At 68.6% G+C, this 15,708-nt stretch carries 17 protein-coding genes; 4 read left to right on the plus strand and 13 right to left on the minus strand.

Going from position 1 to position 15,708, the window contains the following annotated elements; translation table 11 throughout:
- Positions 1 to 303 (minus strand): hypothetical protein (locus FJM51_RS21860; protein WP_140456243.1); only part of this gene is annotated, 303 nt, incomplete at its 3' end.
- A 344-nt stretch (positions 304 to 647) separates the two neighbouring features.
- On the opposite strand from FJM51_RS21860, the gene FJM51_RS21865 reads away from it, so the two are divergent.
- Positions 648 to 1,169, plus strand: a complete 522-nt coding sequence (locus FJM51_RS21865) for a disulfide bond formation protein B (protein ID WP_233713223.1) — start codon at positions 648 to 650, stop codon at positions 1,167 to 1,169.
- On the opposite strand, the gene FJM51_RS21870 is transcribed toward FJM51_RS21865, so the two are convergent.
- The 8 genes from FJM51_RS21870 to FJM51_RS21905 form a co-directional block, all read right to left on the minus strand.
- Complete coding sequence (locus tag FJM51_RS21870; RefSeq protein ID WP_140456244.1) at positions 1,142 to 1,729, minus strand: HNH endonuclease; 588 nt, start codon at positions 1,727 to 1,729, stop codon at positions 1,142 to 1,144. The genes FJM51_RS21865 and FJM51_RS21870 overlap by 28 nt on opposite strands.
- 156 nt (positions 1,730 to 1,885) lie before the next feature.
- Complete coding sequence (locus tag FJM51_RS21875) at positions 1,886 to 2,575, minus strand: alpha/beta hydrolase (RefSeq protein ID WP_140456245.1); 690 nt, start codon at positions 2,573 to 2,575, stop codon at positions 1,886 to 1,888.
- A complete protein-coding gene (locus tag FJM51_RS21880; RefSeq protein WP_140456246.1) occupies positions 2,572 to 3,201 on the minus strand; it encodes a DNA-3-methyladenine glycosylase family protein in 630 nt (209 codons plus the stop codon). Before FJM51_RS21880 ends, FJM51_RS21875 begins: the two co-directional genes overlap by 4 nt.
- A 186-nt stretch (positions 3,202 to 3,387) precedes the next feature.
- Positions 3,388 to 4,320: an ABC transporter permease gene (locus FJM51_RS21885; RefSeq protein WP_140456247.1), complete on the minus strand. Its 933-nt coding sequence runs from the start codon at positions 4,318 to 4,320 to the stop codon at positions 3,388 to 3,390.
- Positions 4,313 to 5,323, minus strand: coding sequence for an ABC transporter permease (locus tag FJM51_RS21890; protein ID WP_140456248.1), 1,011 nt, complete (start codon positions 5,321 to 5,323; stop codon positions 4,313 to 4,315). The genes FJM51_RS21885 and FJM51_RS21890 overlap by 8 nt, the downstream gene beginning before the upstream one ends.
- Positions 5,324 to 5,434: 111 nt before the next feature.
- Positions 5,435 to 7,132, minus strand: a complete 1,698-nt coding sequence (locus FJM51_RS21895; protein ID WP_140456249.1) for a peptide ABC transporter substrate-binding protein — start codon at positions 7,130 to 7,132, stop codon at positions 5,435 to 5,437.
- Positions 7,133 to 7,170: 38 nt separating this feature from the next.
- Positions 7,171 to 8,169 carry an ABC transporter ATP-binding protein gene (locus tag FJM51_RS21900; RefSeq protein WP_140456250.1) on the minus strand — a complete coding sequence of 333 codons (999 nt, stop codon included), beginning with the start codon at positions 8,167 to 8,169 and terminating at the stop codon, positions 7,171 to 7,173.
- A complete protein-coding gene (locus FJM51_RS21905; RefSeq protein ID WP_140456251.1) occupies positions 8,162 to 9,178 on the minus strand; it encodes an ABC transporter ATP-binding protein in 1,017 nt (338 codons plus the stop codon). The genes FJM51_RS21900 and FJM51_RS21905 overlap by 8 nt, the downstream gene beginning before the upstream one ends.
- A gap of 339 nt (positions 9,179 to 9,517) precedes the next feature.
- Here FJM51_RS21905 and FJM51_RS21910 point away from each other — a divergent pair, with 339 nt between their 5' ends.
- Both FJM51_RS21910 and FJM51_RS21915 read left to right on the plus strand, forming a co-directional pair.
- Positions 9,518 to 10,699 carry a M20 aminoacylase family protein gene (locus FJM51_RS21910; protein WP_140456252.1) on the plus strand — a complete coding sequence of 394 codons (1,182 nt, stop codon included), beginning with the start codon at positions 9,518 to 9,520 and terminating at the stop codon, positions 10,697 to 10,699.
- 89 nt (positions 10,700 to 10,788) lie between these two features.
- Positions 10,789 to 11,160 carry an SHOCT domain-containing protein gene (locus FJM51_RS21915; protein WP_140456253.1) on the plus strand — a complete coding sequence of 124 codons (372 nt, stop codon included), beginning with the start codon at positions 10,789 to 10,791 and terminating at the stop codon, positions 11,158 to 11,160.
- 33 nt (positions 11,161 to 11,193) lie between these two features.
- Here the strand turns inward: FJM51_RS21915 and FJM51_RS21920 are convergent, their stop codons facing one another.
- From FJM51_RS21920 to FJM51_RS21935, 4 genes are read right to left on the minus strand one after another with little or no spacing between them, the layout of a single operon-like run.
- Positions 11,194 to 11,922: a proteasome-type protease gene (locus FJM51_RS21920; protein WP_140456254.1), complete on the minus strand. Its 729-nt coding sequence runs from the start codon at positions 11,920 to 11,922 to the stop codon at positions 11,194 to 11,196.
- Positions 11,923 to 11,948: 26 nt separating this feature from the next.
- Complete coding sequence (locus tag FJM51_RS21925) at positions 11,949 to 12,764, minus strand: transglutaminase family protein (RefSeq protein WP_140456255.1); 816 nt, start codon at positions 12,762 to 12,764, stop codon at positions 11,949 to 11,951.
- Complete coding sequence (locus FJM51_RS21930) at positions 12,765 to 13,718, minus strand: alpha-E domain-containing protein (RefSeq protein ID WP_140456256.1); 954 nt, start codon at positions 13,716 to 13,718, stop codon at positions 12,765 to 12,767.
- A 9-nt stretch (positions 13,719 to 13,727) separates the two neighbouring features.
- Positions 13,728 to 15,077, minus strand: a complete 1,350-nt coding sequence (locus tag FJM51_RS21935; RefSeq protein ID WP_233713224.1) for a circularly permuted type 2 ATP-grasp protein — start codon at positions 15,075 to 15,077, stop codon at positions 13,728 to 13,730.
- A gap of 397 nt (positions 15,078 to 15,474) precedes the next feature.
- Here FJM51_RS21935 and FJM51_RS21940 point away from each other — a divergent pair.
- Positions 15,475 to 15,708 (plus strand): ATP-binding cassette domain-containing protein (locus tag FJM51_RS21940; protein ID WP_140456258.1); only part of this gene is annotated, 234 nt, incomplete at its 3' end.

The following is a 15,708-nucleotide window of genomic DNA, read 5'->3' on the forward strand; positions in this document are numbered from 1 at the left end:
GCCGAGGCGTGGATATTCATCGCCCATATCCGCGTCCTGACCAGGCGCCTCGCAAGGTATTGGCACGGCGCGTAGAGTTTCGAGTCCGGCTCTTAGATAAAATTCACGCCGTCCGGAGCGCATCATCACCCACTTCTCCTCTTCGAGCTTGAACCAAGATCGAAAGGCCGCATCGGGAGAAACCTGCGCGCGGCTATCTGCTAGCAACTGATTTCGTAAGGATTCAGGCACGTCCGTAATACTCTTCCAATATCTATGAGGAAACTGCATCGCCCATGGCAATCCCTCATAGGGGTCGTCCATAGCCAAGCTTTCCGCGTTCGTAAGCCAGAGGCGTCTTGACGTCAATAAATCCATAAATTTCGGAAAATCGGTATACCGCCAGAGCGATGTTGTAATCACTGGCCTATCAAAGCTCGGGTGGTCTTCTACTGGCAACACATGCCTCCATTGGAAATATTATTAATCTATACGGGTGGGTTACCCTCCGCAATGCGTATCTCCCAAGCATACCGGCACCCGCAAAGGGCTCAGAGTGAGCCACAACCGAGAATACCCCCGTCACGACCCCGCGCGCCGCCCCACCCCCTACCTTGACCCCGCCCGCCCGTTGTGATCGCTCTGGCGCCCTCGGGCGGGAGAGAGAGATGAGCGTCGGGAGCGGACAGGCGGCGATGGCGATGGAGCGCCAGCAATGGCTCGCGGCGGTGGCGGGCGCGGGGTCGGCGGCGCTGCTCGTCGGGGCCTTCGCCTTCCAGTACATCGGCGGGCTCGCGCCCTGCCACCTCTGCCTCTTGCAGCGCTGGCCGCATGGCGTCGCGGTGATCGCCGCGCTGGTCTTTCTCGTCGCGCCCAATCGCTGGCTCGCCCGGATCGCCGCGCTCGTGGTGGCCATCGGGGCCGGCATCGCGGTCTATCACGTCGGCGTCGAACAGGCCTGGTGGCCGGGGCCGACGAGCTGCGTCGCGCCGGACCCGGGCGCGATGTCGGCGGGGGATCTGATGAACCAGATCCTGAACACCCCGGTCGTGCTCTGCGACCAGATCGCCTGGAGCCTCTGGGGCGTGTCGATGGCGGGGTGGAACGCGATCCTCTCGGCCCTGCTCGCGCTTCTCTGGCTCGCCGCGGGGCGGGCGGGCGCTCAGGCGTCGAGCTCGGCGTCCCAGTAGAGGTAGTCCATCCAGCTCTCGTGCAGGTGGTTCGGCGGGAACTTGCGGCCGACGTTGCGCAGCTGCTCCGGGCTCGGCCGCGCGGGCGGGCGGCGCAGGCTCATGCCGGCCTGGCGCAGCGTCTTGGAGCCCTTGTGCAGATTGCAGGGGCCGCAGGAGGCGACGACGTTCTCCCAGGTCGTGCGCCCGCCCCGGGAGCGGGGAATGACGTGGTCGAAGGTGAGGTGGTCTTTCGCGCCGCAATACTGGCAGGTGAACTCGTCGCGCAGGAACAGATTGAACCGGGTGAAGGCGGAGGTGCGGGCGGGTTTCACATAGTCCCTCAGCACCACCACCGAGGGTATCCGGATCTCGGTGGTGGGAGAATGGACCACCGCGTCGTATTCCGCCAGCACCACCACGCGGTCCAGGATCGCCGCCTTGATCGCTTCCTGCCAGGGCCATAACGAGAGCGGCAGATAGGAAAGCGGCCGGAAGTCGGCGTTCAGCACCAGCGCGGGATGATCGCGCAACCCCGCGGGATTGCGGATGAAGCTGGGCGTATGTGTGCTCTGCAGCATGAATACATCCCTTGCGCGGGCTTGACCCGCCACGCCGGATGGATGGCGCGCCGCCAAGCCCTTCTCGAACTATATCTCGCCCGCGAAAGCTGGCAAGCCTCAAGATACCGACCCCTTTCGGGGCCGGGCGCAACATATCGCGCGGGATCGACGAATTTATGACGCCGCGCCGGGGGCCAGGCCGAGGCGGTCGCGGATGAAGGAGAGCGCGACGCCGAGCCCGTCGGGCGCGATCCCGTGTGCGGTGCCGCGAGAAACGTGGGCGTAGGTCTCCACCCCCGCGGCGACCAGCGCGTCGGCGGCCTCCTTGAGGCTCGCGAAGGGAACGACGGGATCGGCGTCGCCATGGACGAGCAGCACGGGCGTCCGGCTCCGCGCTTCGGCGGCGAGCGCCTCGGGATGGAGCAGCCGGCCCGAGAAGCCGACGATCCCCGCGAGCGGCGCCGCTCGGCGGAGCCCGACCTGGAGCGCCATCATCGTGCCCTGGCTGAAGCCGAGCAGGATCGTGCGCTCGGCCGGGATCCCGGTCTCGAGCGCCACCGCGTCGAGCCAGGCGTCGAGCGCCGCGAAGGCGCCCCGCGCGGCGGTCTCGGCGACGGATTCGGGCGTGCCGTCGAGCCAGGGGATCGGAAACCACTGGAAGCCCATCGGATTGTTCTGGCAGCGCTCCGGCGCGTCGGGGGCGAGGAACATCGTCGCGGGCAGATGCGGGCCGAGCGGGTCGGCGAGGCCGATCAGATCCTCGGCGTCGGCGCCATAGCCGTGCAGGAGGATGACGAGGCTGTCCGCCGCGCCCGCCCGGGCCGCGCGCCGCTTCGTCGTCAGTCCGGCGATCCTGTCGCTCATCGCACCCCCTCGCGGTTGTTGACCACGCGGTAATAGGCCCAGAGCAGCCGGGCCGCAACCGCGCGCCAGGGCGACCAGCCGAGGCTCATCGCCCGAAGCGCGGGCTCGCTCGGCCGCGTCTCGAGCTCGAAGAGCAGCCGCGCCGCGTCGCGGAGCGCGAGATCGCCCGGCGCGAAGACATCGGCGCGGCCGAGCGAGAACATCGCGTAGATCTCGGCGGTCCAGACGCCGATCCCCTTGATCCGCACCAGTTCCGCGACGACGTCCTCGTCGGGCATCGCCCGGAGCGCGGCGAAGTCGACCCCGCTCTCGATGATCGCGCGCGCGTAGGAGATCTTCTGGCGCGACAGGCCCGCGCCGCGCAGCGCCTCGTCGGTGAGCGTGGCGAGGCGGAGCGGGTCGTGGCCTCCGAGCGCCTCGACCCGCGCCCAGATCGCGCTCGCCGAGGCGGTGGAGACCTGCTGGCTCACGATCGCGGAGAAGAGCGTCGCGAACCCGTCCGCGCGGCGACGGAGCGGAAGCGCCCCGGTCAGGTCGAGCGCCGCGGCGAAGCGCGGCTCGCGCGCCGCGAGCCAGGCCGCCCCCTCGGCCACGTCCGCCTCCGTCTCGATGATGCGCCCGACCATGGCCCCGCCCTCCCCGGTTTCCCGGAGAGATAGCGCGGGGGCGAAACGGAACGAGGCGATCCCGCCCCGGCGAAGCGCTGGCGGGTGAAACGGGCGAAGGTCCCGAAACGCGCCGCGGGCGCGGCCCCTCCAGAGGCGCGGCGCCGGACGCGGCGCCACCGCCCGGAGGGCCGGACCCGCGCCGGTTCAGCGGCCGCGCGCGCGGGGGTCGAGCGCGTCGCGCAGCCCGTCGCCGATGAAGTTGACGCTGAGCACGGTCAGCGAGATCGCGAGGCCCGGCCAGATCACCCGGCTCGGGCTCAGCGCCATGAAGTTCGCGCCGTCGAAGAGCAGCCGGCCCCAGGTCGGAAAGTCGGAGGGAAAGCCGAGGCCGAGGAAGGAGAGCGCGCTCTCGGTGATGATCGCATTGGCGATGCCGAGCGTCGCCGAGACCATGATCGGCGAGAGCACGTTCGGCAGGATGTGGCGCAGGATGATCCGCCGGTCGGGCGTGCCGACCGAGCGCGCCGCGAGCACGAATTCGCGTTCTTTCAGCGCCAGCACGTCGCCGCGCACGATCCGCGCGGTCTGCATCCAGGAGGTGACGCCGATGATGAAGACGATGAGCAGGAAGATCCCGGTCTCCGGCCCGAAGGCGGCGCGCAGCGCGTCGCGGAAGAGCAGGATCACGACGAGGAGCAGCGGCAGGATCGGCAGCGCGAGGAAGAGGTCGGTCACGCGCATCAGCATCCCGTCGAGCCGGCGGTAGTAGCCCGCGAGCACGCCGACGAGCGTGCCGAGGAAGAGCGCGAGCGCCATCGCGGTGACGCCGACCGCGAGCGAGATGCGCCCGCCCTCGATGATGCCCGCGAAAGTGTCGCGGCCGAGGTTGTCGGTTCCCATCGGATGGGCGAGCGAGGGCAGCGCGTTGCGCGCCTTCACGTCGATATGGGTCGGATCGACCGGATGGAGCACCGGGCCGAGGATCACCGCGAGCACGATCAGCGTGAAGACGATGGTGCCGAGCATCGCCCCCCTGTGGTGGCGGAACTGGTACCAGACATCGTTCCAGAGGCCGCGCTCCGGCGTCTCGATCTCGCCCGGGACCGTACCGGGGGCGGGTTCGGCGCGCTCAGTCATAGCGGATCCTCGGGTCGAGCATCCCGTAAAGAAGGTCGGCGATCAGGTTGAAGAGCACGATCAGCGCCGCGAAGAGGAAGGTCAGCGTCTGCACCAGCGGGATGTCCGCGCCCTGGATGCCGGTGATCAGCAGCTGGCCGAGGCCGTTCACCCGGAAGATCTGCTCGGTGATGATCGCGCCGCCGAAGATCTGCGGCACGCCGAGCGCGATCACGGTGACGACCGGGATCAGGCTGTTCCTGAGCACATGGACCATGACCACGACCCATTCGCGCATCCCCTTGGCCCGCGCGGTGCGCACGTAGTCCTGCGTCAGGTTCTCGAGCATCGAGGCGCGCATGTAGCGGCTGATCTGCGCCGCGTTGAAGAGCGCGAGCACCATGACCGGCATGATCATCTGTTTCACCTGCGCCCAGAAGCTCGCCACGTCGGTCACGCGCAGGTTGGTGTCGTAGATCGACGGCAGCCAGCCGAGGTGGACCGAGAAGAGCATGATCATCAGGAGGCCGGTGAAGAAGGTCGGCACCGAATAGCCGACCATCGAGACGAAGGTGCCGATCTGGTCGAACCAGGAATACTGCCTCACCGCCGAGACGATGCCGATCGGGATCGCGATCAGGATGCCGACGACATAGGAGAGGCCGACCACCCAGAGCGTCTGCGGCAGCCGCTGGAGGATGAGGTCGACCACCGGCGAGCGGGTCTGCCAGCTCAGCACGCGCACGCGGGGCGTGGCGGAGAAATGGTGCCCGGTCAGCTGTTCGAGCGCGTGCATCGGTTCGTTCACGGCGAACTGGTAGAGCCACTTCAGGTAGCGCACGTGCATGGGCTCGCCGAGGCCGAGGCTGAGGCGGATCTGCTGGCGCACGTCCTGCGGGATCGTGAGCGGCAGGTTCGCGGTCGGATCGGAAGGCGCGAGATCGAGGATCAGGAAGATGATGAAGCTGATCACGAGCAGGGTCGGGATCGCGAAGAGAAGACGCCGGACGGCATAGGCGAGCATTTCCCGGTATTCCTTTGCGCTGGTCCCGCCGGCCGGGACTGGCCCTGTCTCGCGGCCGGGCATCCGCCTGCCCGGCCGGCGGCTTCGGGGGCGGCGCCCCGCCCCCCGCGCCTACTTGATCCGGTACCAGTCGGCGACGTTCCAGAGTTCGCTGTCGAAGGCGTTCATCTCGACGCCGCCGAGGGTCTTCGACTTCGTCGAGACGCGGCCCCGGTGGATGAGCGGGATGATGGCGGCGGAATTGACGATCATGTCGTTGAGCCGGATCGTCATCTTCGCGCGGTCCTCATCGCCCGTCGTCGTCGACATCTCGGCGCGCGCCGCGTCATAGGCGGGGTCGCAGAAGCGCGAGGTGTTGCCGCCCTGCCAGGCGGTCTCGGGGCTCGGGATCTCGCCGCAGACCCACTGGCCGAGGTAGCGTTCGGCGTCGGTCCCCTCGAAATTGTCGGCGTACATCTCGACGTCGGCGTAGAACTTCTGCAGCGTGTCGGGCGAGCCGGGGTCGCCGCCGAAGAAGACCGCCGGGTCGATCTGGCGCAGTTCCACCTCCACGCCGATCTCGTTCCACCATTGCTTGATCAGCGCCTGCGCCGCCTGGCGGACCGAGTTCACCGAGGTCTGGTAGAGGATCGAGAGCCGCTGGCCGTCCTTCGCGCGCACGCCGTCGGCGCCCATCGCCCAGCCCGCGTCGTCGAGAAGCTTGTTCGCCTGGTCGAGATCCTGCTTCAGGCACCAGTCGTTGTTGGGCGAGTTCTGGTATTCCGGCGCGGGCACGAGGTTGCAGGTGGGCCTGCCCGCCTCGCCATAGCCGGTCTCGACCAGGATCTCGCGGTCGATCGCGAGGCTGAGCGCCTTCGTCACGTCCGGATCGGTCAGGAACGGATGCGGATGCTTCACCGTCGAGCGCTCCTCCCCGAGGGCCGGGGCCGGATCGGTCTGGTTCACGTGCAGCCGCTCCAGGAGCGTGCCGAAGGCGGAGATGATCTCGCCCTTCCCGGCCGCGGCCATCTGCGCGAGGATCTCGGGCTCCACCTGCGCGTTCCAGGCATAGTCGAACTCGCCGGTCTCGAGCACCGCGCGCGCCGCCGAGGCCGCGTCGCCGCCGCCCTTCAGGACCAGCGTCGCGAAGGCGGGCTTGGCCGGGTCGCGGTAGTTCGGGTTGGCCTCCAGCGTCACCACGTCGTTCGCCTTGAAATCGGTCACGCGGAACGGGCCGGTGCCGATCGGCATCGTGTTCGCCTCGGTGCAGGAGGGCGCGTTGGCGCCGAGGCAGTCGGCGAACTGCTTCGCCTGGATGATCGGGGACTGCGCGCCGACGAAGGCGGTGTAGGGATAGGGTTTCGGGACCGAGAAGGTGACCTTCACCGTCTTGTCGTCGATCGCCTCGACATCGGTCACGTCGTCGTAATAGGGCGCCTGCGCGCAGCCGCCCTCGGGGTCGGTGCAGTATTTCCACGAGAAGATCGCATCGGCCGCGGTCACCGGCGTGCCGTCCGACCACAGGATGTCCGGCTTGATCTTCCAGGTGATCGACTTCAGATCCTCCGAGATCCCGCCGTTTTCGAGCGTCGGGATCTCCTGGGCGATATAGGGCACGAGATGGCCGTCCGGATCGAAGCGGGCGAAGGGTTCGAGCACCAGCGCGGCGCCGTCGATGTCCTTCGTCCCGCTCGACAGATACGGCGTCATGATCGAGATCGCCTGGTAGTAGAGCACGTTGACCTGGCCGTCCGCGCCACGCTCGGCATGGGCGGCGGAGGCCATGAGCGCCGCGGCGCTGGCACCGGTCAGGATGTGTCGCAGTCTCATCGCGTGTTCCTCGTTCCCTGGGTTCTGTCGCGTCGCGGTCAGGCGGGGGGCCGCCCGACCAGATGGCAGGCCGCGCGCCGGCCGCGGCCGAGATCGGTGAGCGGCGGGGTCTCGACATGGCAGCGGTCGAAGACCTTCGGGCAGCGGGTGCGGAAGGCGCAGCCCGAGGGCGGCCGGAGCGGGCTCGGCACGTCGCCCCGGAGCACGATCCGCGCGCGCCGCCGGCCGCCGGCCTCGGGCACGGCGGAGATCAGCGCCTCGGTATAGGGGTGCAGCGGAAAGCGGTAGAGCGCCTCGCGCGGGGCGATCTCGACGATCTTGCCGAGATACATGACCGCCACCCGGTCCGCGAGATGGCGCACCATCGAGAGGTCGTGGCTGATGAAGAGATAGGTGAGGCCGAAGGCGGCGCGCAGATCCTCGAGCAGGTTCACGACCTGCGCCTGGATCGAGACGTCGAGGGCTGCGATCGGCTCGTCGCAGACGATGAAGGCGGGATTGAGCGCGAGGGCGCGGGCGATGCCGATCCGCTGCCGCTGCCCGCCGGAGAATTCGTGCGGATAGCGGTTCGCGAAACCGCGCGCGAGGCCGACCGCGTCCATGAGTTCGAAGACCCGTGCCCGGCGCTCCGCCCGGCTCGGCCGCAGATGCTCGTCGAGCGGTTCGGCGATGATCGAGCCGACCGTCATCCGCGGGTTGAGGCTCGCCTGCGGGTCCTGGAAGATCATCTGCATCCGGGGCCGGACCGCGCGGAGCGCCGCGCCCGAGAGCGGCGCGATGTCCTCGCCTTCGAGTTCGATCCGGCCGGAGGTGATGTCGTAGAGGCGCAGGATCGCCCGGCCGGTCGTCGACTTGCCGCAGCCGCTCTCGCCGACGAGGCCGAGCACCTCGCCGCGCGCGATGTCGAAGCCCACGTCGTCCACCGCCTTCACCGTGCCGACCTGACGGCGGAGGAGGCCCTTGAAGATCGGGAAATGCATCCGGAGCCCGCTGACGCTCAGGAGCGGCTGGCGCGCGGCGCGGGCGGCGCTAAGCATCGGCCGGCTCCCGCCGCGGGAAATCCGTCTCCGGATCCCACCAGCAGGCGACGTCGTGCCCCTCGCCCACCGGCATCCGGGGCGGGTTCTCGACGCGGCAGCGGTTGAACACATGCCGGCAGCGCGGCGCGAAGGGACAGGCGGCCGGCGGCGCGCCGAGCCGGGGCGGCTGGCCCTCGATCACGCGGAGCCGCCGGCGCCGCGGCCCCCCCACCCCCGGCCGGGTCGCGAGCAGGGCCCGCGTATAGGGATGCTGGGGATCGGCGAAGAGCGCGCCGACCGGCCCGTGCTCGACCACCTGCCCCGCGTACATCACCATCACCCGGTCCGCGATCTCCGCCACCAGGTCGAGATCGTGGGTGATCCAGATGATCCCGGTCCCGAGCTTGGCGCGCAGATCGCGCATCAGCTCGACGATCTGCGCCTGGATCGTCACGTCGAGCGCGGTGGTCGGCTCGTCCGCGATCAGCACCTTCGGATCGCAGGAGAGCGCCATCGCGATCATCACCCGCTGGCGCATGCCGCCCGAGAACTGGTGCGGATAGTCGTCGAGCCGCGCCTCCGGGTCGGGAATGCCGACGAGGCGCAGCAGTTCCGCCGCCCGCGCCCGCGCCTTCGCCTTCGACAGGCGCAGATGCGCGCGCAGCGGCTCCATGAGCTGGAAGCCGACGGTGAAGACCGGGTTGAGGCTCGTCATCGGATCCTGAAAGACGAAGCCGATCTCGCCGCCCCGGATCCGGCGCAGCTCCGCCTTCCGCATCGTCCGCACGTCGCGGCCCTGGTAGAGCACGCGCCCGCCGGTGACCTCCGCCGGCGGGCTCGGCAGCAGGCCCATCAGCGACATCATCGTCACCGACTTGCCCGAACCGCTCTCGCCCACGACGCCCAGCACCTCGCCCGGCGCGATCGAGAAGCTCACGCCATTGACCGCGTAGACGCCCCCGTCGCGTGTGCGGAACACGGTCCTGAGATCGGCGACGTCGAGGACCGGCTCGGTCCCGTCAAGCATGCATGCGTTCCCCCCGGGGCACCCGCCGGGCCGCCCGCGGGAAGGCGGGGCGGACCGGCGAACCGGGGATGAGGTTAACCCCGGAACCGGCGATCCGACAACATGGATTTCGTCCCGCCTTGACGGCCCGCGCGGCCGCCCCCAGACTGGGCGTCGAGAGCCGGAACCGCCGATGACCGACGCCTTCAGCCCCGAGAGATGCCGGCCCGGCCGGCGGCCTTCCCGAGCGTCCCGCGCGGGGCCGGCGACCGCGCCGCGATCCCCGGATCCGATGCCGGAACCCGCGGCCTCCGGCGACTGACCGGCACCCGCGCATCCCAACGAGAGAGGCCCCCTTCCATGCCCGTCCTGAACCGCTTCGCCGATCTCGCGCCCGACATCATCGCCTGGCGGCGCGACATCCACGAACATCCCGAGATCCTGTTCGACACCCACCGCACCAGCGCGCTCGTCGCCGCGAAGCTCCGCGAATTCGGCTGCGACGAGGTGGTCGAGGGGATCGGGCGCACCGGCGTCGTCGGCGTGATCCGGGGGCGCGAGACCGGCTCGGGCCGGGTGATCGGGCTTCGCGCCGACATGGACGCGCTGCCGATGACCGAGATCACCGGCCTGCCCTGGGCCTCGCGCACGCCGGGCGCGATGCATGCCTGCGGCCATGACGGCCATACAGCGATGCTGCTCGGCGCCGCGCGCTATCTCGCGGAGACGCGCAATTTCGACGGCGCGGCGGTGGTGATCTTCCAGCCCGCCGAGGAAGGCGGCGGCGGCGGGCGCGAGATGGTCAGGGACGGGATGATGGAGCGCTTCGGCATCCAGCAGGTCTACGGCATGCACAACATGCCGGGCATCCCCGTCGGCGATTTCCACATCCGGCCCGGGCCGATGATGGCGGCGGCCGACAATTTCACGATCCACGTCACCGGCAGGGGCAGCCACGCGGCCCAGCCCCACAACGGCGTCGACCCGGTCGTGGTCGCGAGCCAGATCGTCGTGGCGCTGCAATCGCTCGTCTCGCGCGCCACCAATCCGCTCCGCTCGGCGGTCGTCTCGGTCACGAGCTTCCAGACCGACGGCCGGACCTTCAACGTGATCCCGGAGCGGGTCGAGCTGCGCGGCACGGTCCGCACGCTCGATCCCGCGGTCCAGGACATGATCGAGACGCGCCTCGGCGCGCTCGTCACCGGGACGGCGGCCGCGCTCGGCGCGACGGCGGAGATCGACTATCTGCGCAACTACCCGGTCACCGCGAATTCCGAGGCCGAGACCGCCTTCGCCGCGCGCGTCGCCGCGGAGATCTCCGGGGAAGCCCGCGTCGAGACCGAGGCCGATCCGATGATGGGGGCGGAGGATTTCTCCTTCATGCTGAACGCGCGCCCCGGCGCCTTCATCTTCATCGGCAACGGCGACACCGCGAAGGTCCATCACCCGGCCTATGACTTCAACGACGAGCTGATCCCCTACGGCTGTTCCTACTGGGCGAAGCTCGTCGAGACGGCGATGCCGGCGGGCGCGGCGGCATGACGCGGATCAAGACACGTCCCCCGATCATGTCGTAACAAGGGACGGCCACGCCGGAGCGGCGGGTATCATTCGGGGGACTGAAATTGATCATGAGCGCGGGCTTCACCTTCTGGCATTTCCTGCTCGATCTTCTCACGATATTTCTCTTCGTGATGTGGATCTGGCTGCTCATCACCATCTACGCCGACCTCTTCCGCCGCCACGACGTCTCGGGCTTCGGCAAGGTGGTCTGGGTCATCCTGCTGCTGCTGCTGCCGTTCCTCGGCGCCTTCATCTACCTGCTGACCCAGGGCGGCGGCATGGCCGAGCGGCAGCAGGCGCGCACGATGGAGGCGCGCGAGGAGATGCGGAAATTCGTCGGCTACTCGACCGCGGACGAGCTCGAGAAGCTTGCGAAGCTGAAGGCCGACGGCACGATCACCGAGGCCGAGTACTCGCGCCTGCGCGCGCGGCTGATGTAGGACGGGCGGGGCCGGCGGAACGCGCCGGCCTCCTCAGCCCGGCATGTCGTGGAAGGCGTCGCGCAGCGCGCGGCTCCAGGCATCGGACATGGCGCTGAAGGTCGGATCGCCCGGCTCGATCCGCTCCCGGCTCGCGACGCGATAGGCGTCGCGGCGCACCGTCAGCAGGTCGAGCGGCATGCCGACCGAGAGATTCGAGCGCATCGTCGAATCCATCGAGAGCAGCACCACCTTGCGCCCCTCCTCGATCGAGGTGTTGAGATGCACGACCCGGTCGAGGATCGGCTTGCCGTACTTGTGCTCGCCGATCTGGAAATAGGGCGTGTCCTCGGTGGCCTCGATGAAATTGCCCTCGGAATAGACGAGGAACAGGCGCGCCTCGCCCCCGCGCCGCTGCCCGCCGACGATCATCGAGGCATGCGGCTGGCGGCTCTCCATCCGCGCCATCTTCTCGCCGATCGACACGCTGACGTCGGAGAGCGTCTGGCCGATGATCTCGGCCACGTCGAGCATCGTCTCGGCGAGCATGATCGAACTCGCGGGCGTCGCATCGGGATTGTCGATCTCGTGCTGGAGCTTGGCGATCACCGTCTGGGTGATCGACAGGCTGCCGGCGGTCATGATCGCGATCACCCGGTCGCCCGGATTCTCGAAGACGAACATCTTGCGATAGATCGAGATGTGGTCGAGCCCCGCGTTGGTGCGCGTGTCCGACAGCATCACGAGCCCGGCGTCGAGCAGCAGGCCCACGCAATAGGTCATTTTGGACGGCGGTCCCCCGGCCGCGATTATTGTTGCCGCTGCGCGACCTCGACCCGGACGTCCAGCGCCTCGGCCCCGCCGCCGCGCGAGACGCCGCGAATCGGCGCGGCCTCCCGCGCGTCGCGACCGGACCCCAATCGGATATAACGTTCGTCGGGGCAACACGCATTCGCGGGATCGAACCCGACCCAGCCGAGCCCCTCGATCCGGATCTCCGCCCAGGCGTGGCTCGCGTCGTCCTCCGCCGCCTCCTCGCCCGAGAGCAGATAGCCGGAGGCATAGCGCGCCGGCAGGCCCGTCGCCTGCGCCATCGCGATCAGCGCGTGGGCGTGGTCCTGGCAGACCCCCTGCCCGAGTTCCACCGCCTCGGCGGCGGTGGTATGGGCATGGGTGGTGCCGGGCGCGTAGGCGATCGCCTCCGTCACCGCCGCGCTGAAGCGGTGCGCCCGCGCGAGTTCGGTGCCGCGCGCCGCGTCCACCGTCGCCCGCACGAGTTCGAGCAGCGCGCCGGTCGGCACGGTGGCCGAGGTCGGCTGCAGGTAGCAGACCGGCGAGATGAGCTCGCGATGGCCGCGCAGCACGCCGGTCGTGTCGAAGGTCTCCACCTCGCCCTCGACCACGATCTCGATCCGCTCGACCGGACCCTGGACGGTCATCGTCGTGATCCGGTCCCCCGCCCCGTCGGTGAAGGCGGCGCCGAAGGCCGCGCCCTCGGCCGCGACGGACCAGGAGCGGATCTTCTGGCCCGCGGTGTCGACGGGATTGAGCCGGTGGCTCTGGGTGACGAAGCGCATCGGCGCGTCGAAACCGTAGACGGTCGTGTGGCGGACGTTCAGGAGCATTCACTGCACTCCGAAGAGATAGCCGTCGGCGACGTCCTGGCCGAGCGCCGCGTTCTGATGGATGAACCGCGTCAGGAATTCGTGCAGCCCGGCGTCGATGATCGCGTCGAGATCCATGTCGGTCAGTTCCGCCAGCGCGCCGCGCATCCGCTCATGGGCGCAGGTGGTGCGGCCATAGGCGTTGGCGAGCCGGTTGAGGTGGAAGGACACCTTGTCGTGGCAATGCAGGAGCGAGCGCGGACAGGCCCGGTTCAGGATCAGGAAATGCGAGATCTTGCGCGGCGAATACTCGCTCCCGTAGGCCCAGTGGAACGAGCGGAAGGCCGAGAGCGCGCGCAGCAGCGTGGTCCACTGATAGGTGTCGACCGTCCCGCCCACCATGTCGAGCGTCGGCAGCAGCACGTAGTACTTCACGTCGAGCAGCCGCGCCGTATTGTCCGCCCGCTCGATGTGATAGCCGAGGTTGAGGAAGTCGTAGCCGTCGTTCTGCAGATGCGTCCCCTCGGTCGAGCCGCGCAGCAGCGCGCTCTGCCGCTTGGTCCAGTCGCAGAGCTGGGGCAGCAGGTCGTCGGTCCGGGGCTGTCGCTCGAGTTCCCTCAGTTCGAGATAGGCGCCGTTGAGCGCGTCCCACATTTCCGAGGTCAGCGCCGTGCGCACCGCCCGGCCGTTCTGGCGCGCGGTCTCGACGCAGCTCAGCACGCTCGACGAGTTCTCGCGGTCGTAGAAGAGCCAGGTCTCGACGTCGCGCTGCCGGAACTCGTCGCCGAACTTCGCCTCGAACCCTTCGGAGGAGCCGGCGGCGGCGATGAGCGAGGCCCATTCGTTGCGGTATCCCGCGCCCGCCGAGGGCATCAGCGCCATCCGGTAGCCGACCTCGAGCAGGCGCGCCATGGTGTCGGCCCGCTCCATGTATCTCGCGAGCCAGTAGAGATTTTCCGCCGTGCGGCTGAGCATGCGCGTTCCTTAATCCGCCAGAACCCAGGTGTCCTTCACCCCGCCGCCCTGCGACGAGTTGACGACGAGACTGCCCTCGCGCATCGCGACGCGCGTGAGGCCGCCGGGACAGAGATGGACCTCCTTGCCGACGAGGCAGAAGGGCCGCAGGTCGACATGCCGGGGCGCGAGCCCGTCGTCCACGAAGGTCGGGCAGGTCGAGAGCGCCAGCGTCGGCTGGGCGATGAAATCGGCGGGATCGGCCTTGATCCGCTCGGCATAGGCCGCGATCTGCTCCCGGGTCGACTTCGGCCCGACCAGCATCCCGTAGCCGCCGGAGCCGTGCACCTCCTTGACGACGAGCTCCCCGAGGTTCTCCAGCACGTATTTGAGATCCCCCGGGTCGGAGCATTTCCACGTCTGGACGTTCTTCAGGATCGGCTCCTCGCCGAGGTAGAAGCGGATCATGTCGGGGACGTAGGTATAGACCGCCTTGTCGTCGGCCACCCCCGCGCCCGGCGCCGAGCAGATCGTGACGCCGCCGGAGCGGTAGACGTTCATCAGCCCCGGCACGCCCAGCATCGAATCGGGCCGGAAGCACAGCGGATCGAGGAAGCTGTCGTCGATCCGGCGGTAGATCACGTCGACCCGCTTCGGCCCCTCGGTCGTGCGCATGTAGACGAAATCGCCCTGCACGAAGAGATCCTGCCCCTCGACGATCTCGATCCCCATCTGGTCGGCCAGGAAGGAATGCTCGTAATAGGCGCTGTTGAAGGATCCGGGCGAGAGCAGGACGGTGACCGGCTCGCCCTCGCACTTGCCCGGCGCCACGCTCGCGAGCGTGCGGCGCAGCCGGTCGGGATAGTCGTCCACCGGCGCGATGCGGCTGGTCCGGAAGAGCTCCGGGAACATCCGCATCATGATCTCGCGGTTCTCGAGCATGTAGCTGACGCCCGAGGGCGTGCGGCAGTTGTCCTCGAGCACGAAGAACTCGTCCGGGCCGGTGCGCACCAGGTCGATGCCCACGATGTGGCTGTAGACCCCGCCGGGCGGCGAGATGCCGACCACCGCCGCCTCGTAGGCCTCGTTGCGATAGACGAGATCGGCGGGGATCTTGCCCGCCCGCACGATCTCGGAGCGGTGGTAGACATCGTAGAGGAAGGCGTTGAGGGCGCGGGAGCGCTGTTTCACGCCGCGCTCCAGCCTGCGCCATTCGGCCTCGGTGAAGACCCTCGGCATCATGTCGAACGGGATGAGCCGCTCGGTGTCGCCGCCTTCCCCGTAGACCGCGAAGGTGATGCCGATGCGCCGGAACAGAGCCTCGGCCTCGGCCTTCTTCAACGCCAGCTGCTCGGCCGGCGTACGGCGAACCCAGTCCATCACCTGCTCATAGGCGGGCCTGATCCGCTCTCCGTCGTACATTTCGTTGAAGAATGCTATGGTACGTCTCCATGCTCGTCTGACCCATCTAAATTCGACCGTTCCCGAAAAGGCAAGCGGCTTTGGCCGGCCCCGCGGGACACGCCGGAAGGTCGTCGGGGACGTGATCGGGCGACGCGATCGGGCGATCCGGTGTCGCAAACTGCGCATGCGTTGCGCAGGGTCTGCCTTATTGCTTTCGAAATCGGCGCTTTACCCGAAGAGGCCCCATGTTAACCACCGACGGCGAGCATTTCCCTGGCGGTTCCGGTAGCATTTGCGTCACTTCCGCCGATGTGTTTTGCTCCCGACAGCACGAGCGGGAGCGTGGCTGGCACACACGACGGGGAAGTCATCGATGAACGCCCAAGGTGGGGAACGGGCCTTCGTGGCCTTTGAGCATGTCCAGAAGAGCTATGACGGGGTCTCTCTGGTCGTGAAGGACCTGAACCTCGCCATCGGCAAGGGGGAGTTCCTGACGATGCTGGGGCCGTCGGGCTCGGGCAAGACGACCTGCCTGATGATGCTGGCGGGGTTCGAGACGGCGACGCACGGGGAGATCCTGCTGGCGGGGCGGCCGATCAACAACATC

This window comes from Amaricoccus solimangrovi (genome assembly GCF_006385685.1).
GTDB lineage: Bacteria > Pseudomonadota > Alphaproteobacteria > Rhodobacterales > Rhodobacteraceae > Amaricoccus > Amaricoccus solimangrovi.

Coding starts and splice junctions, on each gene's coding strand:
- FJM51_RS21915 (WP_140456253.1), top strand. CDS start 10,789: ATGAGCGCGGGCTTCACCTTCTGGCATTTCCTGCTCGATCTTCTCACG.
- FJM51_RS21935 (WP_233713224.1), bottom strand. CDS start 15,077: ATGGACTGGGTTCGCCGTACGCCGGCCGAGCAGCTGGCGTTGAAGAAG.
- FJM51_RS21905 (WP_140456251.1), bottom strand. CDS start 9,178: ATGCTTGACGGGACCGAGCCGGTCCTCGACGTCGCCGATCTCAGGACC.
- FJM51_RS21925 (WP_140456255.1), bottom strand. CDS start 12,764: ATGCTCCTGAACGTCCGCCACACGACCGTCTACGGTTTCGACGCGCCG.
- FJM51_RS21875 (WP_140456245.1), bottom strand. CDS start 2,575: ATGAGCGACAGGATCGCCGGACTGACGACGAAGCGGCGCGCGGCCCGG.
- FJM51_RS21910 (WP_140456252.1), top strand. CDS start 9,518: ATGCCCGTCCTGAACCGCTTCGCCGATCTCGCGCCCGACATCATCGCC.
- FJM51_RS21895 (WP_140456249.1), bottom strand. CDS start 7,132: ATGAGACTGCGACACATCCTGACCGGTGCCAGCGCCGCGGCGCTCATG.
- FJM51_RS21920 (WP_140456254.1), bottom strand. CDS start 11,922: ATGACCTATTGCGTGGGCCTGCTGCTCGACGCCGGGCTCGTGATGCTG.
- FJM51_RS21930 (WP_140456256.1), bottom strand. CDS start 13,718: ATGCTCAGCCGCACGGCGGAAAATCTCTACTGGCTCGCGAGATACATG.
- FJM51_RS21885 (WP_140456247.1), bottom strand. CDS start 4,320: ATGACTGAGCGCGCCGAACCCGCCCCCGGTACGGTCCCGGGCGAGATC.
- FJM51_RS21880 (WP_140456246.1), bottom strand. CDS start 3,201: ATGGTCGGGCGCATCATCGAGACGGAGGCGGACGTGGCCGAGGGGGCG.
- FJM51_RS21890 (WP_140456248.1), bottom strand. CDS start 5,323: ATGCTCGCCTATGCCGTCCGGCGTCTTCTCTTCGCGATCCCGACCCTG.
- FJM51_RS21900 (WP_140456250.1), bottom strand. CDS start 8,169: ATGCTTAGCGCCGCCCGCGCCGCGCGCCAGCCGCTCCTGAGCGTCAGC.
- FJM51_RS21865 (WP_233713223.1), top strand. CDS start 648: ATGAGCGTCGGGAGCGGACAGGCGGCGATGGCGATGGAGCGCCAGCAA.
- FJM51_RS21870 (WP_140456244.1), bottom strand. CDS start 1,729: ATGCTGCAGAGCACACATACGCCCAGCTTCATCCGCAATCCCGCGGGG.